This window comes from Glutamicibacter sp. (assembly GCF_032154645.1).
GTDB lineage: Bacteria > Actinomycetota > Actinomycetes > Actinomycetales > Micrococcaceae > Glutamicibacter.
In genome coordinates, this window is the sequence record NZ_JALDXV010000002.1 from 138,189 (window position 1) to 164,520 (window position 26,332).

Below are 26,332 nucleotides of genomic sequence, written 5' to 3' on the forward strand. Positions count from 1 at the left end.
TTAACGTTACTTGGCGCGCGTGTAGAACGGCAGTTCCACGACGACAAATGGCAAAGTCTTTCCGCGCAGGTCGACTTCGAGTTCGGTGCCGATTTCGGAGTAGGCCGTATCAACATAGCCCAGGCCTACCGGGTAGCCCAGGGTTGGGGACGGCTGGCCGGAGGTGATTTCACCGATGGTCTGTCCGTCTTTGACGATGGCGTAGCCGCCGCGGCCTGCACGCTTGCCCAGGCCCTTCAGGCCTACCAGCTTGCGGGAAGGGGTCTGCTCGCGCAGCGCCTCAAGAGCCTCGCGGCCCACGAAGTTTTCTTCCTTCTTGAAGGAGACCACCGGGCCGAAGCCTGCGTCGAACGGGGTGCGTTCCAGCGACAGCTCGTTGCCGTACAGCGGCATGCCTGCCTCCAGGCGCAGCGAGTCGCGGGCGGCCAGGCCGCAGGGAACCAGTTCGTGGGCCTTGCCGGCTTCGACGACCTTGTCCCAGAGTTCCGCGGCGACCTCGTTGGCGATAAACAGCTCGAAGCCGTCTTCGCCGGTGTAGCCGGTGCGTGCCAGCAGCACGTCGACGCCGCCGAGCACCACCCGAACCGCGGCGTAGTACTTCAGCTCTTCCACCGCGGCAGCGGTAGCCTCATCGGCTGCCAGTTCTTTCACGATGGCTTCAGCGTTCGGACCCTGCACAGCGATCAGGCTGGTGGCCTCCGAGGCGTTCTCGACGACGACGTCGAAACCTGTGGCGCGTTCTGCCAAGGCTGCGGCGACCACCGGTGCGTTGCCGGCGTTCGGAACCACGAGGAACTTCTCATCTTCCAAGCGGTAGACGATCAAATCGTCGATAATCTTGCCGTCTTCGTTCAGGATCAGCGAGTACTTGGCCTTGCCGACCTTCATGATGGTGAAGTTGCCTGCCAGTGCGGTGTTCAGCGCGGTGCCTGCGTCGGGACCGGTGAAGTAGACCTCGCCCATGTGGGACAGGTCGAACAGGCCGGCGGTGGAGCGCACTGCCTTGTGCTCTGCCAGCTCCGAGCCGTACTTCAGCGGCATGTCCCAGCCGCCGAAGTCGGTGAAGGAAGCGTTCAGTTCTGCATGCTTGTCATGCAGTACGGTGTGCTTGATGTCAGTCACGTCAAAAGTTCCTAGTCTTCGAAGGCTTCAGGAGCTGGGCAGGAGCAGATCAGGTTGCGGTCGCCGCCGGCGCCGTCGATGCGGCCCACTGCAGGGAAGTACTTGTCCACCTTCAGGCTCGGTACCGGGAAGGCCGCCTGCTCGACGGTGTACTTGCGGTCCCAGTTGCTGTTGACCACTGCCTGCACGGTGTGCGGTGCACGGCGCAGCGGGGATTCCTCCAGCTCGTAGACGCCTGCAAGGACCTCTTCCATTTCCTGGCGGATGGTGATCATGGCTTCGATGAAGCGCTCGATCTCGCGCAGGTCCTCGGATTCGGTTGGCTCAACCATCAGGGTGCCTGCCACAGGGAAGGCCAGGGTTGGTGCGTGGAAGCCGAAGTCGATCAGGCGCTTGGCCACGTCTTCAGCGGTCACACCGGTCTTGGCGGTCACTTCGCGCAGATCCAGGATGCACTCGTGGGCCACCAGGTCCTTGTTGCCGGTGAACAGGATCGGGAAGTGCTCGTTCAGGCGCTTGGCGATGTAGTTCGCGTTCAGGATTGCATGCTTGGTGGCGGAAGTCAGGCCCTCGCCGCCCATCATGGCGATGTAGGCCCAGGAGATCGGCAGCACGCCGGCCGAACCGAAGGCGGTGGCTACTACCGGCACGCCGTCGCGCTCGGAGTAGGTGCCCGAGGCGTCGCCCGGCAGGAACGGCACCAGGTGGGCGCCGACGCCGATTGGGCCAACGCCCGGACCGCCGCCGCCGTGAGGGATGCAGAAGGTCTTGTGCAGGTTCAGGTGCGAGACGTCGCCGCCGAACTGGCCCGGCTGGGCGAGGCCCACCAGGGCGTTCATGTTCGCGCCGTCGATGTAGACCTGGCCGCCTGCGGCGTGGACCTTGTCGCAGACCTCGCGCACGTCGGCGTCGTAGACGCCGTGGGTGGACGGGTAGGTGATCATGATGGCCGACAGGGCGTCCTTGTTGGCCTCGATCTTTGCATCCAGGTCATTGGCGTCGATGGTGCCGTCCGCTGCGGTCTTCACGACCACTACCTTCATGCCTGCCAGCACCGCCGAGGCGGCGTTGGTGCCGTGGGCGGAGGCTGGGATCAGGCAGATGTTGCGCTGGGCTTCGCCGCGCGATGCGTGGTAGTCGCGGATGGCCAGCAGGCCCGCGTACTCGCCCTGGGAGCCTGCGTTCGGCTGGATGGAAACGCCCGCGTAGCCGGTGATGGCGGTCAGGCGGCCCTCAAGGTCGGTGATCAGTTCGCGCCAGCCCTCGGTCTGCGCTGCAGGTGCGTAAGGGTGGATGGAGGCGAATTCCGGCCAGGTGATGGATTCCATCTCGGTGGCGGAGTTCAGCTTCATGGTGCACGAGCCCAGCGGGATCATGGTGCGGTCCAGTGCCAGGTCGCGGTCCGAGAGGCGGCGCAGGTAGCGCATCATCTGGGTTTCGGAGTGGATGGAGTTGAAGATCGGGTGGGTTAGGTAGTCGCTGGTGCGCACCAAACCTGTTGGGATCTCGAAGCCCTCCGGTGCGGAAACCTCGATGCCGAACACGCCTGCCAGCGCCTTCACGGTGGCCGAGGTGGTGGTCTCGTCGGTGGAGATGCCCACCTGGGTCTCGCTGACCTTGCGCAGGTTAATGCCCGCCTGATCGGCCTTGGCGATGATGGCCGCGGCGTCATCGACGGTGACAACTAGGGTGTCGAAGAAGCTTTCCGATGCCAGAGCGAAGCCGCCGGCGCTCAGCGAGCTGGCCAGCACGCGGGCGTGGTTGTGGGCGCGGGAGGCGATCTGCTTCAGGCCTGCCGGGCCGTGGTACACGGCGTACATCGAGGCGCAGATGGCCAGCAACGCCTGGGCGGTGCAGATATTGGAGGTGGCCTTCTCGCGGCGGATGTGCTGCTCGCGGGTCTGCAGTGCCAGACGGTAGGCGTTGTGGCCTGCGTCGTCGGTGGAGACGCCCACCAGACGGCCCGGCATGGAGCGCTCGAAGCCCTTGCCCACAGCCATGTAGGCTGCGTGCGGGCCGCCGAAGAACAGCGGCACGCCGAAGCGCTGGGTGTTGCCCACAGCGATGTCTGCACCCTGCTCGCCCGGAGCGGTGATCATGGTCAGCGAGAGCAGGTCGGCGATCACGGTGACCATGGCCCCGGCGGCCTTGGCCGCGGCGATGATCTCGGCGTGGTCCGCGATGGAGCCGTCGTTGCCCGGCTGCTGCAGCACGATGCCGGAGATCTCTCCCTCAGGCAGGCCTGCGGACAGGTCAACGACCTCAACCTCGAAGCCCAGGGCTTCGGCGCGGCCCTGCACAACCTTGATGGTCTGCGGGAAGATGTTTGAGTCCAGTACGGTCTTCCCGCTGGCCTTCTTCTTGTTGGCGCGGCGCATCATCAGCACTGCTTCTGCGGCGGCGGAGGATTCGTCAAGCAGCGAGGCGTTGGCGATCGGCAGGCCGGTCAGATCCATGACCATGGTCTGGAAGTTCAGCAGGGCCTCGAGGCGGCCCTGGGAGATTTCAGGCTGGTACGGGGTGTAGGCGGTGTACCAGGCTGGGTTTTCCACGATGTTGCGGCGGATCACCGATGGGGTGATGGTGTCGTAGAAGCCCTGGCCGATCATCTGGGTCTTCATGACGTTCTTGTCAGCCAGCGCACGCAGGTGGGCCAGTGCTTCGGTTTCGCTCAGTGCTGCTGGGATGTCCAGTGCCGATTCCTGGCGGATGTCGGAAGGAACCGCGGTGTCGATCAGCTCGTCGAGGCTGGTGTAGCCAAGGGTCTGAAGCATGGTGTCGACGTCGGACTGACGAGGACCGATATGACGGCCCACAAATTCAGTGTTCGTGGTTGCAGAAGTCTGCGTGATGGTCATGGTGCAGGTATCTCCATGGGGATCTGTCTTGGCGCATGCCAAAGGAAGGTCGCTTTCCCTCCCCATCCCTGTTGCACAACCTGAGAGTTTTACACAGCCGGCCAACGATACCGGTTGCTTGCACCTTCGGTGAACCGGAACAAGCCGGTTACTTTCCAGAGTTGCCTGTTGATGGCGGTACGGGGGCCTGAGAGTTTCCTGGGGAGGAATTGCTCCTACGGCGCCCGTTCATGGTGTGAACGGGACTCTCCCGCCATCCGTCTATGGCGTTGCGCCGTGAATCTGGGACCCACAGCACGTATCTATGGTACCCGCCACAGCGCCAACTGCAAAGCTTCGTGAACCGCGCAGCTGGCGCCGCGCGTTTACACCGAGAGGTGGACGTAGTCTGGATACTTTGCGGACAAAGTATCCCCCGATGAGGTGCCGGTCAGCCGTCGCTTAATCCACGGACCCAGGTGCGCCTTGGCCCAGCCGAGATCCTCCTTCAGCTGCTCCCCGCGCGAGTTCACCGCCAAGGCAGGAAGCTGCGGGGCCGGGATCTGCGAGGCGAAGTTCGCCGTGGTGACATTGTTTTCACCGAGCACGTTCAACACCTTGGAAGCCATCAGGGCGTGGCCCGCGGCGGACATGTGCAGGCGGTCAACCGCCCAATAGCGCAGGTCGGAGAATTCGCGCCAGCGCCAGTAGTCGGCGATCAGCGCGCCGTGGGTGTCTGCGATCTCGCGGATCTTCTCGTTGTAGATGGCTGTGCGCGGCCGCGTCTTGGAAAACAGGGCGGAGTCGACGGTGTCAAAGCCGGTGAACAGCAGCACGGTGGATCCTGCCTCGGTAAAACGGCGCACCATGCCCTCGTAGCCGCGCATCAGCGCGTCCAGGTCCGCCTTGGGGCGCAGGATGTCGTTGCCGCCGGCGTAGATGCTGACCAGGTCCGGGGCCATGGACAGGCCCCGATCCAACTGTTCGTTGATGACCTGGCGGATCTTTTTGCCGCGGATGGCGAGGTTGGCGTATTCCCAGTCCTCCTGCGCGCAGAGCACCTCGGCCACGCGGTCCGCCCAGCCGCGCACCTGGTTGGGCCGCAGCAGGTCTTCGTCGCCCACGCCTTCGGTGAATGAGTCGCCCAGCGCTAGATACTTTTTAGTCATGTTCTTCCTTTGTCGTTGCGCCGGGGTTAGCCGCGGGCCTTCATCATGGTGCCGATCACGATCTGCCGGGCCAGCTGGCTGAGCTGGATGCCGGTGGACTTCTCGCGCTGGCCCTCGTTGCGCGAGGGGATGAAGCCGAAGCTCAACTGGTAGGCGGGGTCGGCGTAGGCCAACGAGGAGTTCGCACCGTCGTGGCCGTAGGCGAAGATCGAACCGAAGTCGTTGTTGGCCGTGGGTTTCATAAAGCCCAGTGCGTAGGCCTGGATTTGTCCGCCGGTGCGCTCCGGACCGTAGACCAGTTCGGTGGATGCCCGCGACCAGGTGTCCTCGGAAAGGAAACCCTGCCTGATGCCCAGGGAGGGAACCGGTCCGAAGGAAGCCGCGTAGGTGGCGGCCAGGGATTGGGCGTCCGCCACGCCGCCCATGGAGGCCGGGCCGATGGCGCGCATCATGGGCGAGTTGGCCGCCTCGTGCCAGCTGTAGACCGGGCCGTTTTCAAAGGCGAAGCCCGAGCTTGAGTTCACCGCGAGCCCTGCCGGGGAGAAGGGGTCGAAGAAGGCGCCGGCATCGTTCAGGCCCGGCAGCACCTGGCGGTAGCGGGATTCCAGCGATGCATCCTGTCCTATATATGCGTCGACTCCCAGGATGCCGCGGATGCGTTCCTCGTAGACGTCCTTCAGTTCCCTGCCGGTGACCCGGCGGACCAGTTCTTCCATCAGGATGCCCATGGTGATGGCATGGTAGCCGAAGATGTTCTGCCCCAGTGGCCAGATGCTCGGCATGCTGGCAAGGATCTTGGCGTATTCGGCAGAGTTGAGCAGGATCTTGCTCGGCACTCCCCCGGGAACCCCGAGCACGCCTGCCTGGTGGCTGAGCACTTCTCCGAGGGTCAGCTGGCCCTTGCCATGGGTGCCGAATTCGGGCCAATAGGTGGTGATTGGTTCGGCCGGATCGAGCAGGCCGTCCTGCATGAGCAGGGCGATGACCAGCGCGCTCAGGCCCTTGGTGCAGGAGAACACACAGGTCAGCCCGTCTCCGCCGAGGTGTTCGCCGACCGTGTGGCTGAGCACCAGTTCGCCGCGGTGATACACGGCAAGCTGCGCCGAATAGCCCTCTTCCTGTGCCGCACGGTCCTCCAGGGCGTGGGCCAGCGGGGCAAAGTCAGGTGTTATGACCGATTCCATCAAAATCCTTCAACGCTTGTCCTTATGCAACTAACACTAATGTGCGCACCTCGGATTGGTGAAAGCGCGCCGGGTCACATATTCACAAGCCCCTGACAACGCTTGACATCTCACAAACGCACCGCATTTACTACCACTGAACCGATGAGTGCTACCGCTTACCGGGAACCATATGGTTTGAATTTGCCCACAGTTTTGACGACGCCTAAATTTGATCTGTTTGCCGCTCGAATCAAAGGAGATGACTAGGAACGCATGAGCGCTACCCGTGAAGAAACCCCAGCGAGCGGCGAGGAGACGGAACTCAAAAGAGTTATCGGACCCAAGCTTCTTTTATTTTTGATCATCGGCGACATCATCGGCGCCGGTATTTTTGCGATCACCGGCAAGGTTGCCGGACAGGTCGGCGGCGCGGCATGGCTGCCCTTCCTGCTCGCCTTTGCGATCGCCACCCTGACAGCCTTCAGCTACATGGAACTGGTGACCAAGTACCCGCATGCAGCGGGTGCGGCGCTGTATATCCATAAGGCCTTCGGCATTCACTTTGTCACCTTTATCGTGGCATTCACCGTCGCCTGCTCCGGCATTACCAGCGCCGCCACCTCGGCAACGCTGGTGGGCCGCAACCTGCTGATCGGCTTCGGCCAGTTCATCGACGGGGTGCCCAACACCCCCGAGGCAGGCATGTTTGCAGCGATTGCGATCATCGTGATCCTCGCGCTGATCAACCTGCGCGGCGTCGGCGAAAGCGTGAAGTTCAACCTGGTGCTCACCATCGTGTCCCTGGGCATCATGGCCGTCATCATCGCCATCGGCTTCGGCGCCATCGCCAGCGGGCACGGCGACATCAGCCGCCTGGTTGTCTTTGAAACCCCAGAAGACCGCGGCGTCTTTGCAGCAGTCACCATGGGCACCGCCATTGCGTTCTTCGCCATGGTCGGCTTTGAGGATTCGGTGAACCTGGTGGAAGAGACCAAGAACCCGAACAAGACCTTCCCGAAGATCATGCTGCTCGGCCTGGGCATCTGTGCGGTCATCTACATGCTCGTCGCCGTCACCGTCATCATGGTGATCCCGACCGGCGACCTGCTCAACCCGCAGAACCCCGATGCTGGCATCCTGCTTGACGTGGTCCGCATCGGCGCACCGAACATCCCTGTCGATGCGATCTTCCCGTTCCTGACGGTCTTCGCCGTGGTGAACACCGCTCTGATGAACATGCTGATGGCCAGCCGCCTGCTCTACGGCATGGCGCGCCAGGGCGTGCTTCCGCAGTTCCTGGGCAAGGTGAGCAAGACCCGCCGCACCCCTGCCCTGTCGATCATCTTCACCACGGTGCTTGCCGTCGCACTGGTGGTCTACGTGAACATGAATTCCGAGAGCGGCATCGTCGGCTCGCTTGGCGGCACCACCGCCCTGCTGCTGTTGTGTGTGTTCACCGTGGTGAACATTGCGCTGCTGGTGCTGCGCCGCGACAAGGCCCCGGAGGATTCATTCCGCGCACCGACGATCTTCCCGATCCTGGGAGCATTGACCTGTGCGTTCCTGACCGGCCCGTGGGCGCGTTCGCGCGAGGACTGGGTACAGTATGAAATCGCCGGGCTGCTGCTGGCACTTGGCGTGGTGCTGTGGGCAGTGAACTGGCTTGCCAACCGCATCAACTACAAGAAGGGCGTGATCTCCACGCGCCCGGGCGAGTTCTAATCCAGCCTGACTATAGGACAAGGTGCGGGTGGTTCGATCAAATCGAACCACCCGCACCTTTTTCGTTGCCTCAGCCTGCGGTAGTTTCGGCCGTCTCTTGGCGGAAGCGCAGCTTGAAACCGTCCCCGGTCAGCTGCCACCAGGAGGAGACCACCAGCACCGTGTACGCCTCCACCTTCATCCGGTAGGCAAGCAGGGCCATGCGCGAATCAACCTCGCGGGCCGTGAGCACCTGGATCTCCCCGGTGGGCAGCAGCTGCTGCCCGGCGTCCAGGTGGGCACGGATGCTTGAGACATCCAGCAGTCCCCCGGTGCGGGTCACTTCCTGATAACCAGGATGCAGAAAGTCCTTCAGCTCGTTGAAGCTGCTGCGGATCTGCGGGTCCAGGAATCCGAGTTCAAGTTCATAGATGGTGGCAGCGACATCAGTTGTGGCCGGGGCCGGGGTTGGCGTCGGTTCAGTCACCGGCGCGGCAGGTTCCTCGGCGGCTCCGGCCGCCTGCGGCTGAGGTGCAGCTCCTGCTGCGGTGTATCCGGGGCCGGCATCCAGTGCGGTGCCCTGCTGGTGTGCGGTGGCGGCGGCGCGGGCGTGATCATCCGCCGCCTCGTTCAGGTCGTGGCCCGCGTGGCCCTTGACCCACTCAAAGGTGTATTTGCGGCCCTTGATTGCCTCGTCGAGTTCGAGCAGGATGTCTTGGTTCGAGACGGGCTTGCCGTCGGCCTTTTTCCAGCCGCGCTTCTTCCAGCCCGGCATCCATTTGGTGATGCAGTTGATTGCGTATTGGGAATCGCAGAGGATCTTCAGATCTTCTTCCGGATAGGCTGCGGTGGCGCGGAAGAGTTCGAGCACCGCCTGCAGCTCGCCCATATTGTTGGTGCCGTGGTCCCAGCCGCCGGCCGCCCAGTTGTTCTTGTCCACATACCAGGCCCAGCCTGCCGGTCCCGGGTTTCCCAGCGCTGATCCGTCTGCCGCCGCAATGATCGTCATACATTAATCCTGCCACGTGGAGGGCCGATTCACCGCTGGTGGCGGCCAGTGTGGCATGTGAAGCCGCCGGTTTTGTGGAACTTTTACGCGTGATCAGCTCTCTGTGCGGCCATGCTCAGTTGCGGCACGAAGGAAACCTCCTGCCTAATCGCTGGTGCGCAATTGGGCGAACCCGTGCATCGTTCCAGTTGGAAATCCAAGCGTCAGCGGCTGCGGCTCAGCGCAGCAGCCGGTCTCGACGGCGGACGGCGCGTCGCAGGAGCCGGCAAGATCGGTGGAGCAGACGCCGGTTTCCGGAAGGTGCAGTTCCACCTTTGCCGCAGCGTCGGCATCACCTGCCAGGTGGGCCGCGATGGAGCGGACCTGCTCGTAGCCGGTGGCCATCAAGAACGTGGGTGCCCGCCCATAACTCTTCATCCCAACGATGTAGAAGTTCGTCTCCGGATGGGACAACACCTTTTCACCATGGGCGCTGACCGTTCCGCAGCTGTGGAATTCCGGGTCGATGAGAGGACCCAGTTCGCGTGGTGCTTCCACCGCCGGGTCCAGCTCCAGACGCAGTTCCGAGAGGATGCTCAAGTCCGGGCGGAATCCGGTTGCGGGAACGATGTAATCCACGACCAGATCCCCGCCTGAGGCAAGCTGAATCCGAACTTGGGAGTCTGCGCTGAGGGAGGTGATGGACGTGTTTTCCATGAGCTCCACCTGCCCGGTGTCCACGAGGCGGCGCAGGCTGGTGCCGAGTTGGCCGCGGGCAGGGAGTTGGTCGGCCGCTCCGCCGCCGTAGAGTTTGATCGGATTTGCCATACCGCGCAGACCCCACACAATCCGGGTGTCCGCGTTCTCCCGCTTGATCCGGCCCAGGGCAATCAGGGTGTTGGCCGCCGAGTGGCCGGCTCCGAGCACCAGGATGGTTTTTCCCGAGAATTTCTCGCGATCGGCGCCCAGCGGGTCGGGCAGCGGGGAGGTAATTCTGCCCTGAGCACGTGCCTCACTCTCTCCCGGAGCGGCAAGTCCCGCACGTCCCACGGGGTTGGGTGTGTTCCAAGTGCCCGAGGCGTCGACGACGGCCCTGGCGGTGAAATCGTGGATTCCCTCTGGCGTCTGGGCGCGCACGAGGAAGAGTGCTTGACCGCGTTCAGCGGTGCGGGTTTTATCCAGGCCCAGCCCGTTGTCGGTGATACGCGAAACGCTCAGGACGCGGTGCCTGTAGCGCATTGAGGGGGCGAGCGCCCGGTGGGCTGCCAGCGGTTTGAGGTAGTTCTCGACTAATTCTCCGCCGGTCGGCAGCGAGGTTTCTCGAGGCATCTCCCATTCGCCTGTGGATCCGTCAACGGGAGCTTCCAACAGTCGGCGGGCCGCTGCGTCCACATTGTATTTCCACGGTGAGAAGAGCTTGATATGGGACCACTCGTTCATGGCTGCGCCGGGTGTTGCGCCGGATTCCAAAACGAGGAATTTTTGCTTTCGTTCGTGCAGGTGGGCGGCGGTGGCCAGTCCGATGGGGCCGGCGCCGATCACGAGAAAAGGATGATCAGTAGTCATGATGATGTTCCTAGGGCTGCGGTAGTAGTTCGCCGATGAGGGTTTCGATGCGGGCACGGATTTCATCGCGGATTGGACGTACCGAGTCGATGCCTTGACCGGCAGGGTCATCCAGCTTCCAGTCCTCATAGCGCTTGCCGGGGAAGATCGGACACGTGTCGCCGCAGCCCATGGTGATCACGACATCCGATGTCTGGACCGCCTCGGTGGTCAGAATTTTCGGGGTTTCGGCCGACATGTCGATGCCTTCTTCTCGCATCGCCTCCACCGCGGCTGGGTTTACACGATCTGCTGGCATGGATCCTGCCGAGCGGACGTCAATCTGCCCGGCGGATAGGTGTTGGAGGTAGGCAGCCGCCATTTGCGAGCGGCCGGCGTTGTGGACACAAACGAACAAGACAGACGGTTTAGCGCTCATTGATCAGCCTTTCAGCGACACGGTGGCAGCGGGGAAGAATTTGCGAGACCAGAGGGCCACATTTACCAGGGCAACGAGGACCGGCACCTCGATCAACGGTCCAACGACGCCTGCCAACGCCTGGCCGCTGGTGGCACCGAAGGTGGCGATGGCGACGGCGATGGCCAACTCGAAGTTATTGCCGGCAGCGGTGAAGGCCAGCGTTGTGGTGCGTGCGTAGCCGAGGTTCAGTGCATGCCCGATCAACATCCCGGCGCCGAAGACCACAATGAAATACACCAACAGCGGCAAGGCAATGCGGGCCACATCCCAAGGTTTGCTGATGATCGTATCGCCCTGCAGCGCAAAGAGCAGAACGATGGTGAACAGCAGCCCATAGAGCGCCCAGGGGCCGACTTTGGGGAGGAATTTCTTCTCATACCATTCACGTCCCTTCGCCTTTTCGCCAAAAGTGCGAGTCAAGAATCCTGCCAGCAAGGGGACGCCGAGAAAAACAAGGACCGAAAGTGTGATGGCTCCGACGGAGAATTCGGCGCTGGTCGTGGGCAGACCTAACCATGTGGGCAGCACCTGCAGGTAGAACCATCCAAGGACTCCGAAGGCAAGAACCTGAAAGAGTGAATTGATCGCCACCAGCACCGCGGCTGCCTCACGGTCGCCACAGGCCAGGTCGTTCCAGATCAGCACCATGGCGATGCAGCGCGCCAATCCGACAATGATCAACCCTGTGCGGTATTCGGGAAGATCAGGCAGGAAGAGCCATGCCAATAAGAACATAAACGCGGGTGCCAACACCCAATTAATCACCAGAGAGGTAATCATCAATTTCTTGTCAGCCAGTACGCGCCCGGTTTCGTTGTATCGCACCTTGGCCAGTGCCGGATACATCATCACCAGTAGTCCGAGCGCAATCGGCAAAGAGACCCCAGCTACCTTGACGGAATCAACGGCAGATCCCAGTGAAGGCAGGATGCGGCCCAGTCCCAGCCCGAGGCCCATGGCCAGCAATATCCAGACCGGCAGGAATCGGTCCAGCGTGGAGAGTTTTCCGGCAACCTGCTTGGTATCTGGGAGCGAGGGTGATGACACGAAACGTCCTTAGACTATATTGATACTCATCGATATTTAGGTTCGCTTTGAGTATGATTCCTTATATCGATGAATGTCAATCTAAGTAGGATGCTTTACATGACAACAACATCATTGCCGCGCGGCAGAGGTGAATCCGACTGCTGCCCGACGACCTCACCACGGGCCATGGGCGAGGCCGATGCACTACAGGGTGCTCGAATTTTGAAGGCTATTGCCGATCCGAATCGGTTGCGTCTGTTGTCGATCGTGAAGAACGGGCCGAGTGATGGCACCTGCGTTTGCGACCTGACCGAACCGTTGCAGCTGGGCCAGCCCACAGTGTCGCACCACCTGAAAATTCTCGTTGACTCGGGACTGCTGGCGCGGGAGAAGCGCGGTACTTGGGCCTATTACACACTGGTCCCCCACGAATTAAAGAAGGCCGCGGCACTTATCATGGAGCTGTGAAAGGACCGATGCGTCGTTGCTCCGTAGGATGGTGAGCTGTGAAGAAGATTCTACCGATTTTCATGGTGATGGGGTTGGCCCTCACCGCATGCGCCGGCCCCAATCCGGATGATCTGCGCCAGAGCGACCCTAATGGCCACACCGCCTGCATGCATTACGGCGGGAGCCTGACCGCGCCAGGAGATCTTGGCGCAACAAATCTGAAGAAGGCCGCCGAGTCCGGTTCCCAGGCCAGCACCGAGGCGATCCGTAACGCCGTCTCCACCGATGCACAGAGCCAGCCTGAAATCACTGACTCGCAGGCCTTCGCCAAGGCCTGCGAATCTCAGGGCTTTGATTTCGACAAATAGTTAGTTGCCGGTCAGCGGGTAGAGCGGATTGTGCCCCGCGGCCACGCGTTCTGCTGCGCGCACCTCGCCAGGCGAAGTGCCGTTGAGGAACGGGCCATTGTCCGCCAGCTGCTCGCGCTCTGGGGCCTCAAGCCAATTGCTCAGATCCGGTCCCTTCGGGACGATCTGGGTTGGGTTGATGTCCTCATGCACCACGTAGTAGTGCTTCTTGATCTGATCGAAGTCGATGGTGTCGCCGAAGCCCGGGGTCTGGAACAAATCTCGCGCGTAGCCCCAGAGGTTTGGCATGTCGATGAGCTTATTTCGATTGGTCTTGAAGTGTCCGTGATAGACCGGATCGAAACGCACCAGTGTGGTGAACAGGCGGACGTCGGCCTCTGAAATGTAGTCGCCCATCAGGAACCGGCGGGTGGACAGTCGCTCTTCGAGGTAGTCAAGGGTCGCGAACAACCGGTCGTAGGCATCGTCATATGCCTGCTGGCTGCCGGCGAAACCAGCACGGTAGACGCCGTTGTTGACTTCGGTGAAGATCCGCTTGATCAGCGGCAGCGATTCTTCAAGTTGATCTGCCTGCACCAGATCCGGGGCGCCTTCGCGGTGGAACTGCTTCCACTGCGTGGAGAGGTCCCAGGTGATCTGTGGGTAATCGTTGGTGACCACCGCGCCGCTGGCAATCTCAACGATAGCCGGCACGGTAATGCCGCGGGGGTAGCCGGCAAAGCGTTTGAAGTAGTTTTCCTGTAGGCGTTCGGTGCCGAGCACCGGGTCCTTGCCGCCCTCATCCAGGTCGAAGGTCCAGCTGCGGACGTCGTGGGTCGGGCCCGGCAGTCCCACGGAGAGTGCGCTTTCCAGGCCAAGCAGTCGTCGGACAATCAGCGTACGGTTGGCCCACGGGCAGGCACGGGCTGCGACCAGACGGTATCGCCCGGCTTCCACCGGCCAAAGCTGTGCCTCAGGCTGGGCCGGGGCAAAGGGGTGCCCGATTTTTGCGGGATCCGCGGCGGGACTGAATTCAATATTCTGCGGATCAGCGACAACGCGGTCCTGGATGTAGTTGGTGTCGCGGTTGAATTCCTGACCGGTGACATAGGCACCCTTGGTGGAAAATTCATTACCCATTGCACTGCTCCTTTACGCGGATCTCTGTACCCCTTGGCCTACTAGTGTCGAGCCTAGGCCACGGGTGCTGTGATGAAAATGGCGGGAAGCTTAAGCTTCCCGCCATATCCGATTAATATTTAGGCGTTGACCGATGCATTCTCACGGACAACTTCCATGGCCTTGGTCCAGGCGACCAGCTGCTCGAACATCGGCTGAACCGAAGCCGCCGACTGCTCGGTGGGAGCGAAGTTCGCGAAGTTCTCAAAGTCGGCGAACAGGGAGAACAGTCCGGTCTTCTGAACGTGGGCAATCTGCAGCTCTGACAAGATGCCACGCAGGTGCTCGATGGCGCGGGCGCCCATGGCCGAACCGTAGCCGACCATGCCTGCTGCTTTGTTGTTCAGTTCGACGTTCAGGAAGCTCAGCGCGTTGGCCAGGGCAGGCTGAACCGAGTGGTTGTATTCACCGGTGATGAAGATGTATCCGTCGAATTCTGCGATCTTTGCTGCGAAAGCCTTGGTGTGGTCGTTCTGGTAGTTCTGGTATGCGGCGGGGAATGGCTCGTCCAGAATTGGGAGGTTGAAGTCTGCGATGTCTACCAGTTCATAGTCGGCGCCGCCGAAACTCTGAGCCTGCTCGAGAACCCACTGTGCAACGCCAAGGTTGTTGCGTCCTGGGCGGGTGGAACCGGTAACGATAGCAATCTTCGACATGTTTTTCTCCTTGAGAAGTTTTCCTTCTGACCATCAATAGTTGATGCGTCAGCAACTCTTGCTAAATTCAACAATAGCAGAGATAATTGATGCGTCAACAAAATGCATCATGACCTACTGCACACCCAAGGAAAGGAATCCAATGTCTGCCAATGAGACCCGCTGGCTGAACGAAAATGAGCAGGAATTGTGGCAGATTATCCGCGAGTTCCTCTGGCAGTTCCCCAGCGCGATGGACCGCCAGCTCACCATAGATTCAAATATGCAGACCGGCGAATATTCGGTACTGGCAACCATCTCCGAATGCTCGGGCACCTCGGCACGTCCCGCCGACATTGCCGATGCGCTGCGCTGGGATCGATCACGCCTGTCCCACCTTTTGCGCCGCATGGAATCCAAGGGGCTGATCAGCCGCTGCTCGGATGAGACCGACCGCCGCGGACAGCAGATCCAACTCACCGAACTGGGCTGGAAGACCGTCCGCGAGGCGGCGCCAAGCCACGTGACATTCGTTCGCGAAATGCTTTTTGATTCCCTGAGCCCCGAGGAAAGCGCGGCCCTGCGCAGCGCGCTACCGAAGATCCTCGACGCGCTGAGCACCTACAACGCCGGTGCCACTTGCAAGGCCGACGCCAGTGAAATGGCGGCCAGCTGTCCGAACAGCTGATTAGGCGCGCTCGGATGCCAGTTCGCTCTTGGCCACCAACTGGGCGAAGCGGCCCCCGGCAGCTACCAGTTCATCAAAGGTTCCAGACTCCATAATCCGCCCCTGATCAAGTACAACGATCTTGTCCGCGCGCATGACGGTGCTCAGCCGGTGGGCAATCAGCAAGGTGGTGCGGCCAACGGCCAGCTCGTCCAGGGCTTGCTGCACCAGCGCTTCGGTGACAGTATCCAGTGCGCTGGTTGCCTCGTCCAAGACCAAGACCTTCGGTTTGCGCAGCATCGTGCGAGCAATGGCAAGGCGCTGCTGCTCGCCGCCGGAAAAGCGGTGTCCGCGCTGACCCACCAGGGTGTCCAGGCCTTCGGGCAGCGAACGAATCAGCTCGGCAATCTGCGCGGCTTCCATCACCTGCCACAAATCTGTCTCGGTGGATTCCGGCGCCGCCCACATCAGGTTTTCCCGCACCGAGGTGTGCAGCAGATAGCTTTCCTGCGCCACCACCGATACGGAGCCTGCAATGTCTTCGGGCTCGATGTCGCGCAGGTCGATTCCGTCGAGCGTGACTCGCCCGCCGGTGGGGTCCAAGAGCCGCGGCAGCAGTGAACCCATGGTCGATTTGCCTGAACCCGTGGCCCCGACGATGGCGGTCATGGTGCCGGGTTCCAGGGTGAGGTTCAACGAGTCAAGGGTCGGCTTGGCCGCTTCGGGATAGCGGAAGCTGACGTTTTCCAACACCACTTCCCCGCGCACGGCCGCCGGGTCAAGGCGGCGAGGCTTCGCGGGAACCTCAAGCTCCTGATCTGCGTCCAGGTACTCAAAGACGCGGCTGAACAGCGCCATGGCTGAAATCCACTGCACCGAAATCTGCATCAACCCCATGACCGGTCGAAAGATTCCCGCCTGCAGCCCGGTAAAAGCAACCAGTGTGCCGATGCTCATGCCATTGCCGGTGGCAGGCAGTCCGGCCACCAGGTACAGCACCGCGGGAATTGCGGCGAAGATAATGCTCATGGTGGCCATCAGCCAGCGGCCTGCCAGCGCGCTGCGCATTTCAAGATCAATCAGCCGGCGGCTTGAGCCGGTAAACGCTTCGGCGTCGGCGCTGCCGGTGCCCATGATCTTTGCCAGGCGCACTCCGGAAATACTCAGGCGTTCCTCGATTAGTGAGGCGAGGTTTGACATCTCCTGCTGCCGCTGGCCGGTGACGGTGCGGCGCATCCTTGCAGTTTTCCGCGCCAAGAGGATCGCCGGAGGAAATACGACCAGCGAGATCAGGCTGAGCTGCCACGAGATGGCAACCATTGCGCAGGCGGTGGCGACCACGGTGGTGAGGTTCGAGGCGATGCTGGTGGCCGAGTTGGTGATCACCGACTGCATCTGCCCCACGTCGTTGATCAGCCGCGACTGCACGTCTCCGGATTTTGAGTTGGTGAAGAATCCCAGCGACTGCTTCTGCAAATGGGTGAATAATCCGGTGCGCAGCCCATGCATCACCCGCTGCCCCATCAGCGTGGCCCGCCAGGTTTGGATGACCTCAAGCACTGCGGTGATCAATGCAATGAGCACCAGTCCACCGGCGCCAAGGAGCAGCAGGCGCACATTTTGCTGCGGGATCGCGGTGTCGATCAGTTCGCGGACGATGAACGGCTGGGCCAGGCCGATGATAGACGAGGCGACGATTAATGCAACGACGACAATCACGGTGCCAAGGTGTGGCCTGAACAACGAGACAACACGCTTCATGGACACCGGATGCTCGGCAAGCCATTTCTTGTCTTCGGCTGCGCGCGCCCGGCCCACCGGCCTGCCGCTGCCCATCATTCCCATAGAACTCATGCGCACTCCCCCTCGTCGTCAACCCCTCTGGATCACGAAACCAGAATAGCAGAGGTAACCTCACTATGTGGCTCCATCTTGAAATTGTCGGCTATTGCACACTATCCTTAGATCCATGCACAACGATCAGTCCGCACCTGACTTGGCAGATCTATTCATGCAGGCATCGCGGACCATCCGCAGCCGGTGGCGAGACAGCCTGCTCCCCGCGGGGGTGACCCCGCACCAGTCACGCGTCCTGTCGATCTTGGGGCGCGCCGAAGAAGCCGGACTTCGCAATTCCCACCTGGCTGAGCGGCTGCACATCGCCGCACGCTCGACAACAGAGGTAGTGGACCAGCTCGAGGAAAAACAACTGGTGGTGCGCACCCCGGATCCCGTGGACCGCAGGGCCACGCTGATCGGCCTGAGCGAGAAGGGCCGGGCACTCCTCTCAGAACTGTCGGTCATGCGCAAGGCCGGCATGGACAGCTACTTCGACAAACTCAATGAGCAGGACCACGACGAGTTGGTGCGGCTGCTGCAGATCCTCAACAAGGAAAATCCGATGCCTCCGCGCCCCGGGTGCAAACCAGGCGCAAATAACGCTTAAGTCCATGTGCTCGGATCCGAACCGAGCTCACTGAACTTGGCCCCGTCACCTCATGCAAGTGGAATGCGAACTTGCATCACCCCACCACGCAATAACCCCCGCTTGATCTGAAGATCAAGCGGGGTTATTTGGACACCGGCGTCATTTGACTGGGCTCTTTTACTAAGCGTGCCGGAATAAGGCCACCCGGAACTCCACCGGTGAGGCTACTCGTCCTGTCGCATTAGTTGCTGTTCCGCCAGGTGGCTGCGTTGCAGTAGGCGCCGTCTGGATATTCTTTGGTGGCGGTGCAGAGCAGGAATCCGAAGGTTTTGCCCTCGCGGAGATTGTAGGGACTGCCCATGCTTGCCTTGCGGGTGGTGCAGTTTCCGTCGCCCTTCGCCGTGACCTTGTAGCGCTGCACGCCGTAGGCTTCTTCGTTGTATACATACAGGACTGCATATCGACCGTCGGCTTCCCTGTCGCATACGGTGACGACGTCTCCGTAGGTGTTGAACCACATCGACCCGCCGGCGTCCTGCCCTGGGAACAGGACATCGCCCAACGTCTTCATGCTGTGGTCGGCCGCCGACGCCGGAGGTGCCGCACCCACGCCAAGGCCGAAGATGAGTGCAGAAGTCACGCCGAGCGCCCCAAGAACTGAACGAAACTTCACTGCGGTTTTTGTATTTCTTGCCTTCCGAGAACTGGGCGCGGCTGACGCCAGCTCGGTGGCATCTTTGCTGCGATTCACGCGTTTCATTGGCGTTCCTAAACTTTTTGAAATTGACGGGTTCGCAAGTGTTTGGACGCCTACGAGGCTACCAGCTGAGTATCAAGAACAATAGGCCTATCATGTAGATTTAATGGATTTAACTTCAACTATATAATCCTCAACCTACGGCGTATTGGAAACTCGATCCCCGAGGCGCAGTGACGCTGGGGTCGCTGCCGGCTACCGGCGTTTCTACGCACTTGTGCTCGGCCTGACATCAATCCGCGCTGAATCTGCTGGCAGCTAACGGTCGATCGCTTGAGATTCGCTGACTAGGCTGTCGGGATGCTCTGCCCGCCAGTGAACACGGATTTAGGCTGAGGGCCCTTTTTCGTTTTCCAAGGATCGGGCGACATTGACTCAGTTGCGCTGGGATGGGTGCACCGTTTCGCCAGCTTCAGCACGCAACTTTCGGTGGATCTCTAAGATTTGGAAATTCAGGTACCCTCGCATGAACGCGTGTGGCAAAATCCGCTTTGTCATCTCCAGATGGCTTGGCCTGGTCCTGAATCCGGACTGTTTTCAGTTATTCACGGTCCTACCCTGAACCGTTGACGAGAAGGTACTGCAGCGATGTGGTTGGGGAGAATCGGTAAAACCAATTGTGGATTGCAAGAGCTACGAAAAACCCTGAGAAGCCATCTGTTGCAGTGGTTTCTCAGGGTTTTAGTAGATGAGATTAATTTTCGGTCTTGCCGCGGCGCCAGTAGCCCATGAAAGCTACCTGCTTGCGGTCGACGCCCGCTTCACGGACCAGGTAGCGGCGGATCTCCTTCACGGTGCCGGCCTCACCGGCGATCCATGCGTAGAACGGTGCGGTCTGTGCCTGGCCGGTTTCCCAGAGGATGTTCGCATCCACGTCCACGTCTTCCGGATCCGCATTGGTCTGCACCACGCCGGCGGCGGGGATGGCCACGGTGCGGCGCACTGCATCCTGCAGCAGCACGCCGTGTTCTGCGTTGCCGCGGGTCAGCCACTGCACCGAGATGCCCGAACGGGTAGTGGTGCCGAGGATGTCGGTGGTCTCGGGCACCTCGATCAGCGCGTGTCCGGTGACGTTGGCCGGCAGTGACTCCAAGATGGCGCAGATGGCCGGTGCTGCGGTCTCGTCGCCTGCCAGCACAATGCGGCTCGCCGCCCCGGGACGGAATTCGATGCCGCCGTAGCTGTCATCGCTCAACGCCTTGTTCGGGCCCAACAGCAGCAGCGGGTCGCCCACCTTTGCCCGGTCGCCGAACTCGGTGGCCGGTCCTCCCTGCAGCTTGCCGTCCACCACGTGGCCGTGCAGCACAAAGTCGATGTCCAGCTCCGGGGTGTCCCCCAGGTTGTCGCGGTGCCCCGCCTCGCGGAAGGCGCGCACGGTGTAGGTGCGCATGTAGCCGCGCTGCTCGGTATCGATGGCAAGCCAGCGCTGGTACCAGCCCAGCTGGTCCGCCGGGCTGGTCAGGGCGTCGGGGCGCAGCGCGGCGATCTCTTCCGAGGCGCCGAACCCGCCGGACGGCGGCAGCAGCAGCTTGATGCGCATATCCAGCGGGTGGCTGTTGGTGCCGAAGTCTTTCAGGTCAGAGCCGCCCACGGTTAGGCGGCGGAAGGACGGCGAGAGCTCCTGGCTGCGCAGCACGGTGGTAGCGAAGGCAAGGGTCTGTAGGTGTTCGCGGGCAGGGCGCGGGGTGTTGGGATCCGCCTCCTGAACCGCCTCTTCGATGGCGGCCACCTCAGCCTCGATGACCGCCGATTCCTGATCCAGTCCTTCGCTCAGCGCCTGCGGCTCGTTGGCCGGGGCCGGGCCGCGGAAGATGCCCTTGTCCGCCAGCACCGCCTCGGTGCGCAGCACGCGATGGCGGCCGATGGGCAGCACCAGCGGGGTGCCTGCCACGGGGTCGGGGATGACGCGGCTGGGCATGCCGAAGACCGCCTTGACGGTCTTTTCGGTGACCACCTCGTTGGGGTGGCCGGCGGCGTAGATCTTGCCGCCCTTCAGGGCCACCAGGTAGTCGGCGTAGCGGGCCGCGAGGTTCAGATCGTGCAGCACGATCACCACGGTGATGCCGCGGGTGCGGTTCAGCTCGCTGACCACATCCAGCACTTCCAGCTGGTGGGCCACGTCAAGGAAGGTGGTCGGCTCGTCGAGCAGCAGCAGGTCGGTTTCCTGGGCCAGGGCCATGGCGATCCAGACGCGCTGGCGCTGGCCGCCGGAGAGCTCGTCTACACTGCGTTCGGCAAGGATGGTGGTGCCTGTCAGCTCCATGGCGCGCACCACCGCCGCCTCGTCATCGGCGGAGAAGCGCTTGAACAGGCCCTGGTGCGGGTAGCGTCCGCGGCTGATCAGCTCGCGGACGGTGATGCCGTCCGGGGCGGTGGGCGACTGAGGCAGCAGGCCCAGGGTCTTGGCGACCTCCTTGGCCGGCTTGGAGTGGATGTCCGAGCCGTCCAGCAGCACCTGTCCCCCGGCGGGCTTGAGCAGCCGGGACAGTGCGCGCAGCAGGGTGGACTTGCCGCAGCCGTTGGCGCCGACGACGATGCTCACTTCCCCGGTGGGGATGTCCAGCGACAGTTCATCGACGATGGTGACCTTGTCATAGGCCAAGGTCAGTTCGCTAGCCTGCAAGGTGGCCATGGGTTATCCCCCGTTTCCAGTTGAATTAGCGCGCACCAGTACCCAGATCAGGGACGGTGCACCGAATGCGCCGGTGATGACGCCCACCGGCAGGCTCACATCTGCAAAGAGATTTGCAGCGAAGAAATTGGCGACAACCACCAGCGTAGCGCCGGTCAGCCCGGCCAGCGGAATATTGATCCCGCCGCGGGTCAACGCCGCGGTGATCGGTCCGGCCAGGAAGGCGACGAATGCCAGCGGTCCGGTGACAGCAATGGGCAGGGCGCCCATGGCCACGGCGACGAACACCAGCAGGATCCGTGCACCGGAGACGTTCAGCCCCAGCGCCGCGGCGGTGTCATCGCCCAGCTCCAGCAGCTTGAGCTGGCGCAGCACCAGCGGCAGCAGCACGGCACCGATCACGCCCATGCTGATGGCAAGCACCCCTGCCTGTTCCCAGGTGCTGGAGGCGATGGAGCCTGTCAGCCAGCGGAAGGCGTCGGCGGCCTGGTTGATTTCGGCGCGGGACAGCAGGTATTGGATCAGCGCCTGCAGCATCGCGCCGATGGCAAGGCCGGCGAGGATCAGCCGGGAGCCGGTGTGCTTTCCGGCGGCCGAGAGCCAGTAGATGACGGCGGCGACCAGCAGGCCGCCGGCCAGTGCGAAGGCGTTGACCTTCCAGTCGGTGAAGCCGAAAACCAGCATGGAGAACACCGCGGCGGCCGAGGCGCCGTAGCCCACGCCGATCACGTCGGGGCTTGCCAGCGGGTTGCCCAGCCAGCGCTGGAATAGCGCGCCGGAGATGCCCAGGCCCGCCCCGGCGAGCGCACCGACGGCAAGGCGCGGGAGCCTGTCGGAGACGATGATGAAGCTGACTCCCGGCACCTTCTGTCCGGAGAGCGCCTGCAGGATCTCGTTGGCGGGCAGCCTGTCACGGCCCAGGAAGATGTAGGCGGCGCTGAATGCCAGCAGCACCAGGGTCATCCACAGGGCAACCCTGCGGGTGCGCGAAGCGCGGCGGGCAGCCCCGGACCTGCTGGCAAGTTCGCCGGCGGCCGGGGACTCGCAGCTGACCTTCTTGGGTGCGGGGGTCTTCGGTTCCATGGTCTTCACGCTCACTACAGGCTCACCGACTTCATGCCGCTGCGCATCATGATGATGAAGATCGGTCCGCCGAGCAGCGCACACATGACGCCCACCTGGATTTCGGTGGGTGGGGCGATGACCCGGCCCAGGGTGTCCGCGGCGAGCAGCAGGATGGGTCCGGCGATGATGCTCACCGGCATCAGCCAGCGGTAGTCGGAGCCCACGAGCAGGCGCACGGCATGCGGGATCATCAGGCCGACGAAGGTGATCGGGCCGGTCACGGCGGTGGCGGCGCCCGCCAGCAGCACGATGCCGATGGATCCGGCCAGCCGCCAGCGGCCCAGGTTGAAGCCCAGGGCGGTGGCGGTGTCGTCCCCCATGGCCACGGCGTTGCAGGCCCTGGCGGTGGCGAGCACGATCACGGTGCCCAGCAGCACTACGGGGATGGCGGCGAGGAAGGTTTCAAGGGTGGAGTTGGACAGCGAGCCGATCTGCCACATGCGGAACTGGTCAAGAGTTGCCTTGGAGGTCATCAGCACGGCGTTGGTGATGGCTCCTATGCCCACGGCCAGGGCCGCGCCGCCCAGGGCGAGCTTGATCGGGGTGGCGCCCTCGCGGCCCACGGAGGCGATGAGGTAGACCAGCGTCATCACCACCGCGGCGCCGATGAAGGCGGCGACCATGATCGAGCTCAGCGAGCTGGCGCCGAGGAAGGCGATGGAGAGCACCACTGCAAGGGAGGAGCCGGCATTCAGGCCCAGGATGCCGGTGTCCGCCAGCGGGTTGCGGGTCAGCCCCTGCAGGGCCGCGCCGGACAGGCCCAGGGCTACGCCGACGACCAGGCCGCCCACGGTGCGGGCCATGCGGGAAGCGACCACGGCCTGGTCCCCGTTGCTGGGGTCGTAGTGGCGCAGCGCGTCCATGACGGTGGAGAAGCTGACGCTGCGGGCGCCGAAGAGCAGCGAGGCGATGACCGCCGCGGCCAGCAGCACCAGCAGGATGATGGTGGCGGTGATCTGGGTGCTGAGCTTGCGCCCGCCGGTGGTGGCGACATCCGGTGGTGCTGCGCCCTGCGGCGCGCTGGTGCCCGTGGTACTTTCGGTCGCGGTCATTGCTTCCTACACTCGTTGCTATGGATCATCTTCCCTCGCCCACAGTACTGGCTTCCGGCATCAGCGTGCTGCGCGCCGAGAATCCCTCCGAAATGACATTGGACGGAACCAACAGCTACCTGCTGTTTGACCAGGGCCTCGATGCCCCTTCTGCCGGCTCCGCGGTGATCGTGGTGGATCCAGGTCCCCAGCTTGAAGAGCATATGGCTGCCCTGGCGGCCTTCGACGTGCGGCTGATCCTGAGCACCCACCGGCATCCGGACCACACTGCGGCGGTGGCGCGGCTGCATGAGCTGACCGGCGCTCCGGCCCGGGCAAGGCTTGAACAGTTCTGCCACGGGGCCCCGGTGCTTGAGGATGGTGAGGTCATCGTCGCCGCGGGCACTTCCGTGCAGGTGGTGCTGACCCCCGGCCACACCTCTGATTCCCTGTGCCTGGTGCAGCTGGGCGCTCATCCGCAGCTGCTCACCGGGGATACCGTGCTGGGCCGCGGCACCACCATCCTGGAACATCCCGATGGCACCCTGGCAGACTATTTGGATTCGCTGGCCAAGCTGGCGGCGCTGCCGGATATGCCGCTGCGTCCCGGACACGGCGAGCAGCATGCGGGTTCGCACCGGCTGCTGGCGGCATACATCAAACACCGTGAAGAGCGTCTGGAGCAGGTGCGCGCCGCGCTGGCGAAGCTCGGCAAGGCCGGGGCGGACGCCCAGCCAGCTGAATTGCTGGAGTTCGTCTACCCCGACCTTGATCCGCGCCTTGTCGGTGCGGCGAGTCATTCCATCCAAGCGCAGTTGCACTATTTAGCCACGAAGTCCTAGTTCGCTACTTGGCTGCTGCAGCGTTGTCGGCGGCGTCAACGATGCTCGGCACCACGTGCTCCAGCGCCCATTCGATGGACAGCGGGGAGGCTGCGGAGATCGACAGGGTTGCCTGGTCGGTGCCCGGCAGCGCTACCGAGTCGGTCTTGACCGCTGGGATCTGACCGTACAGCGGCTGGGTCTTGGTGATGTCGGCGATCTTCTGGCCTTCTGGGGCCGAGGCGAAGACGACGTCTGCATCCCATTCGTTGACCTTTTCAGGCGATACGGTGAAGAAGAAGGCGTCCTTGGCGGCGTTCTTGTCAACGTACGGCGCCTGCTTCATGCCGATGGCGGTCAGGAAGCGCGGGCGGGTGTCGCCGGTGGAGTAGACATAGGCGTTGTCGGGGGACGACAGGTCCGCTGCGATGAAGCTGGAGTCCTTCAGCACCGGGTTGTCCTCGCCGACCTTTGCCATCTTGGCCTCGATGTCGGAGATCAGGGTCTTGGCTTCTTCCTGCTTGCCGAGCATCTGGCCTGCCGCGGTGGTGGCTTCCTGCCAGCTGGTGGTGTAGTTGGCTTCGATCGGACCGACTACTGGTGCGATCTCTTCCAGCTTTTCGTACTGCTGCTTCTTCAGGCCCGAATACGGGGCGAAGATGACATCCGGCTTGGACAGTGCGATGGCCTCGTAATCCGGGTCGTCGCCCACGGCGAACTGCTTGGGAGCCTTCTCGGAGCCGATCGGTGCGCCCAGCTTTTGGAGTGCCGCATCCTTCCAGTCGGTGGAATTGTTGGCGTTCTGGCCGTAGTTGTCGATGTCCATGCCCACAGGAACGGTATCCAGTGCCAGCAGGGTGTCGGCGTTGACCCATGAAATGGTGGCGATGCGCTCCGGAGCCTTCTCGATGGTGGTTTCACCATAGATGTCCTTGATGGTCACCGGGGTGAAATCGGAGGAAGCCGACGCTGCATCGGTGGCCCCCGCATTCGGTTCGGCGGTTGAGCCGCAGGCGGAAAGGCTCAGGGCAAGAATTGCGGAGGTAGCGGCGAAGATACCGGTGCGACGCGAGAATTTCATCGGTGTTTGTTCCAGACTATGCGAGTTTCCGTAGACAAGCGACGCGGGTAGGTAAGGCATACCTATCTGCGCCGTATGACAGACTACGCGTTGTGGCCGCTATTACGCAACATCGATAGTTGCTAATCACCAAAGTGATGCCTACATCACCGAAAAAGAATCCCTGCTAGTCGACGCACTGCCCCTGGCTCACGGAGGCAAGCACCCCGCGGTGATCCGAACCTGCAATGTCGATTCTTTCCCAGCTGTGCGGACAGAAATCGGTGACCAAGATGTGGTCGATGGCGGTGAAGGGCAGGGATGAGGGCCAGGTGGGCAGCGGGAAAATTCCCGCGGCGACCGCGGAGTCGGTGAACTGCTTGGCCAGGCTGCGATACGCGGGATGCCCCTGGCTTGCGTTGAAATCCCCGGCAATGATCAACGGCAGGTTTCGATTGTCATTGCTCCATGCCTCAAGCTGCTCCAGGGACTGCTTCCAGGAGATCGCTCGGTCCACCACCGGCGGCTGGGTGTGGATCCCCGCGAGGCGCAGTGCTCCAAGCTTCGGATGATTAACCACCGTGACCGGCTGGTCGAAGGAGGCATCCATTCCAAAACCGGAGATCGGCTCCTGGGGTGTCAGCGGGTAGCGGGAGAGGATCACCGTCCCGGAGGCATCGCCGGGCGTCACCTTCCCGGTGCGGTAACGAAGCATCTGGTCCGCCGCCGAGTTGCGCACGCCGGTGATGAACTGCTCGTTGGCCTCCGCCAACACCACGACGCCCACGTCGTTATTGATGATCACGTCACTGATCTGCCGGATATCGGCTTCGGAGTGCTGCACATTCAGGCTGAAGATTCTCAGCTGCGCTCCCGGATGCGCGGTGGAGGTGTGGGCGAAGGGGATGAGCAGCGGAAGGGCTGTGAGCAGGGCCCCTGCGATCAGGATCATTCCCGCCGCGCGGCCGCGCAGCACCAGGGCGAGGATGCCCAAAAGGAGCAGCGCCAGGCAGATGATCGGCAGCAGCGCCTGCACCAGTGGCAGCCTGCCGCCCAGCAATGCATCCATGTGGGGAAGCAGCACTGAAAGCAGTGCCAACAGGCCGGCGCAGAGCAGCAGCCAGGGATGGCGCAGACCCCCTAGGCGCCGCGCGCCCACCTA

23 protein-coding genes and 1 riboswitch are annotated in these 26,332 nt (G+C 62.5%); of the genes, 6 read left to right on the forward strand and 17 right to left on the reverse strand.

The genetic code is table 11. The features are described from left to right. Positions 1-6: 6 nt before the first annotated feature. From gcvT to RUH64_RS02555, 4 genes are all read right to left on the reverse strand, one after another. The gene (gcvT, locus tag RUH64_RS02540; RefSeq protein ID WP_313811048.1) at positions 7-1,122 is read right to left on the reverse strand and encodes a glycine cleavage system aminomethyltransferase GcvT; all 1,116 of its coding nucleotides are present in this window, start codon (positions 1,120-1,122) and stop codon (positions 7-9) included. A gap of 11 nt (positions 1,123-1,133) precedes the next feature. Next, complete coding sequence (gcvP, locus tag RUH64_RS02545; protein ID WP_313811049.1) at positions 1,134-3,980, reverse strand: aminomethyl-transferring glycine dehydrogenase; 2,847 nt, start codon at positions 3,978-3,980, stop codon at positions 1,134-1,136. Between the two features lie 165 nt (positions 3,981-4,145). After that, positions 4,146-4,243: riboswitch (glycine riboswitch) on the reverse strand. A 102-nt stretch (positions 4,244-4,345) separates the two neighbouring features. Continuing rightward, positions 4,346-5,128, reverse strand: a complete 783-nt coding sequence (locus tag RUH64_RS02550; protein ID WP_313811050.1) for an SGNH/GDSL hydrolase family protein — start codon at positions 5,126-5,128, stop codon at positions 4,346-4,348. A 26-nt stretch (positions 5,129-5,154) separates the two neighbouring features. Then, on the reverse strand, positions 5,155-6,312 hold the full coding sequence (locus RUH64_RS02555) for a serine hydrolase domain-containing protein (protein ID WP_313811052.1): 1,158 nt from the start codon (positions 6,310-6,312) through the stop codon (positions 5,155-5,157). Positions 6,313-6,567: 255 nt separating this feature from the next. On the opposite strand from RUH64_RS02555, the gene RUH64_RS02560 reads away from it, so the two are divergent. Continuing rightward, on the forward strand, positions 6,568-8,016 hold the full coding sequence (locus tag RUH64_RS02560) for an APC family permease (RefSeq protein ID WP_313811053.1): 1,449 nt from the start codon (positions 6,568-6,570) through the stop codon (positions 8,014-8,016). A 70-nt stretch (positions 8,017-8,086) separates the two neighbouring features. On the opposite strand, the gene RUH64_RS02565 is transcribed toward RUH64_RS02560, so the two are convergent. The 4 genes from RUH64_RS02565 to arsB all read right to left on the reverse strand — a co-directional run bounded on the left by RUH64_RS02565 (position 8,087) and on the right by arsB (position 12,056). Further along, positions 8,087-9,004, reverse strand: coding sequence for a ribonuclease H (locus RUH64_RS02565; RefSeq protein ID WP_313811055.1), 918 nt, complete (start codon positions 9,002-9,004; stop codon positions 8,087-8,089). Between the two features lie 144 nt (positions 9,005-9,148). Next, on the reverse strand, positions 9,149-10,549 hold the full coding sequence (locus RUH64_RS02570) for an NAD(P)-binding domain-containing protein (RefSeq protein ID WP_313811057.1): 1,401 nt from the start codon (positions 10,547-10,549) through the stop codon (positions 9,149-9,151). Between the two features lie 10 nt (positions 10,550-10,559). Continuing rightward, positions 10,560-10,967 (reverse strand): arsenate reductase ArsC, encoded by a 408-nt coding sequence (locus tag RUH64_RS02575; RefSeq protein WP_313811059.1) that lies wholly within the window; start codon positions 10,965-10,967, stop codon positions 10,560-10,562. Positions 10,968-10,970: 3 nt separating this feature from the next. Then, on the reverse strand, positions 10,971-12,056 hold the full coding sequence (arsB, locus tag RUH64_RS02580; RefSeq protein ID WP_313811061.1) for an ACR3 family arsenite efflux transporter: 1,086 nt from the start codon (positions 12,054-12,056) through the stop codon (positions 10,971-10,973). Between the two features lie 99 nt (positions 12,057-12,155). Between arsB and RUH64_RS02585 the strand changes: the two genes are divergently transcribed. After that, positions 12,156-12,506 carry a metalloregulator ArsR/SmtB family transcription factor gene (locus RUH64_RS02585; protein WP_313811062.1) on the forward strand — a complete coding sequence of 117 codons (351 nt, stop codon included), beginning with the start codon at positions 12,156-12,158 and terminating at the stop codon, positions 12,504-12,506. 38 nt (positions 12,507-12,544) lie between these two features. Next, positions 12,545-12,856: a hypothetical protein gene (locus tag RUH64_RS02590; protein ID WP_313811063.1), complete on the forward strand. Its 312-nt coding sequence runs from the start codon at positions 12,545-12,547 to the stop codon at positions 12,854-12,856. Here RUH64_RS02590 and RUH64_RS02595 read toward each other — a convergent pair whose 3' ends face one another. Together RUH64_RS02595 and RUH64_RS02600 are read right to left on the reverse strand one after the other, a co-directional pair. Beyond that, positions 12,857-13,975, reverse strand: a complete 1,119-nt coding sequence (locus tag RUH64_RS02595) for a glutathione S-transferase C-terminal domain-containing protein (protein WP_313811064.1) — start codon at positions 13,973-13,975, stop codon at positions 12,857-12,859. Positions 13,976-14,094: 119 nt separating this feature from the next. Then, on the reverse strand, positions 14,095-14,670 hold the full coding sequence (locus RUH64_RS02600; RefSeq protein WP_313811066.1) for an NAD(P)H-dependent oxidoreductase: 576 nt from the start codon (positions 14,668-14,670) through the stop codon (positions 14,095-14,097). Positions 14,671-14,812: 142 nt separating this feature from the next. Here RUH64_RS02600 and RUH64_RS02605 point away from each other — a divergent pair, with 142 nt between their 5' ends. Next, positions 14,813-15,337 (forward strand): MarR family winged helix-turn-helix transcriptional regulator, encoded by a 525-nt coding sequence (locus tag RUH64_RS02605; protein WP_313811067.1) that lies wholly within the window; start codon positions 14,813-14,815, stop codon positions 15,335-15,337. Here the strand turns inward: RUH64_RS02605 and RUH64_RS02610 are convergent, their stop codons facing one another. Continuing rightward, positions 15,338-17,170: an ABC transporter ATP-binding protein gene (locus RUH64_RS02610; RefSeq protein WP_313811068.1), complete on the reverse strand. Its 1,833-nt coding sequence runs from the start codon at positions 17,168-17,170 to the stop codon at positions 15,338-15,340. 115 nt (positions 17,171-17,285) lie between these two features. Between RUH64_RS02610 and RUH64_RS02615 the strand changes: the two genes are divergently transcribed. Beyond that, positions 17,286-17,762 (forward strand): MarR family transcriptional regulator, encoded by a 477-nt coding sequence (locus RUH64_RS02615; RefSeq protein WP_313811069.1) that lies wholly within the window; start codon positions 17,286-17,288, stop codon positions 17,760-17,762. Between the two features lie 223 nt (positions 17,763-17,985). Here the strand turns inward: RUH64_RS02615 and RUH64_RS02620 are convergent, their stop codons facing one another. From RUH64_RS02620 to RUH64_RS02635, 4 genes are all read right to left on the reverse strand, one after another. Then, on the reverse strand, positions 17,986-18,504 hold the full coding sequence (locus RUH64_RS02620) for a hypothetical protein (protein ID WP_313811071.1): 519 nt from the start codon (positions 18,502-18,504) through the stop codon (positions 17,986-17,988). Positions 18,505-19,195: 691 nt separating this feature from the next. Further along, a complete protein-coding gene (locus RUH64_RS02625; protein WP_313811073.1) occupies positions 19,196-21,133 on the reverse strand; it encodes an SIP domain-containing protein in 1,938 nt (645 codons plus the stop codon). Positions 21,134-21,136: 3 nt separating this feature from the next. Continuing rightward, on the reverse strand, positions 21,137-22,216 hold the full coding sequence (locus RUH64_RS02630) for an iron ABC transporter permease (protein WP_313811075.1): 1,080 nt from the start codon (positions 22,214-22,216) through the stop codon (positions 21,137-21,139). A gap of 14 nt (positions 22,217-22,230) precedes the next feature. Continuing rightward, positions 22,231-23,310 carry an iron chelate uptake ABC transporter family permease subunit gene (locus RUH64_RS02635; protein WP_313811077.1) on the reverse strand — a complete coding sequence of 360 codons (1,080 nt, stop codon included), beginning with the start codon at positions 23,308-23,310 and terminating at the stop codon, positions 22,231-22,233. Positions 23,311-23,330: 20 nt separating this feature from the next. Here RUH64_RS02635 and RUH64_RS02640 point away from each other — a divergent pair, with 20 nt between their 5' ends. After that, positions 23,331-24,131, forward strand: a complete 801-nt coding sequence (locus tag RUH64_RS02640) for an MBL fold metallo-hydrolase (protein ID WP_313811079.1) — start codon at positions 23,331-23,333, stop codon at positions 24,129-24,131. A gap of 4 nt (positions 24,132-24,135) precedes the next feature. On the opposite strand, the gene RUH64_RS02645 is transcribed toward RUH64_RS02640, so the two are convergent. Both RUH64_RS02645 and RUH64_RS02650 read right to left on the reverse strand, forming a co-directional pair. Next, positions 24,136-25,191: an ABC transporter substrate-binding protein gene (locus RUH64_RS02645; RefSeq protein WP_313811080.1), complete on the reverse strand. Its 1,056-nt coding sequence runs from the start codon at positions 25,189-25,191 to the stop codon at positions 24,136-24,138. A 166-nt stretch (positions 25,192-25,357) separates the two neighbouring features. Beyond that, the gene (locus RUH64_RS02650; protein WP_313811082.1) at positions 25,358-26,329 is read right to left on the reverse strand and encodes an endonuclease/exonuclease/phosphatase family protein; all 972 of its coding nucleotides are present in this window, start codon (positions 26,327-26,329) and stop codon (positions 25,358-25,360) included. Positions 26,330-26,332 lie beyond the last annotated feature (3 nt).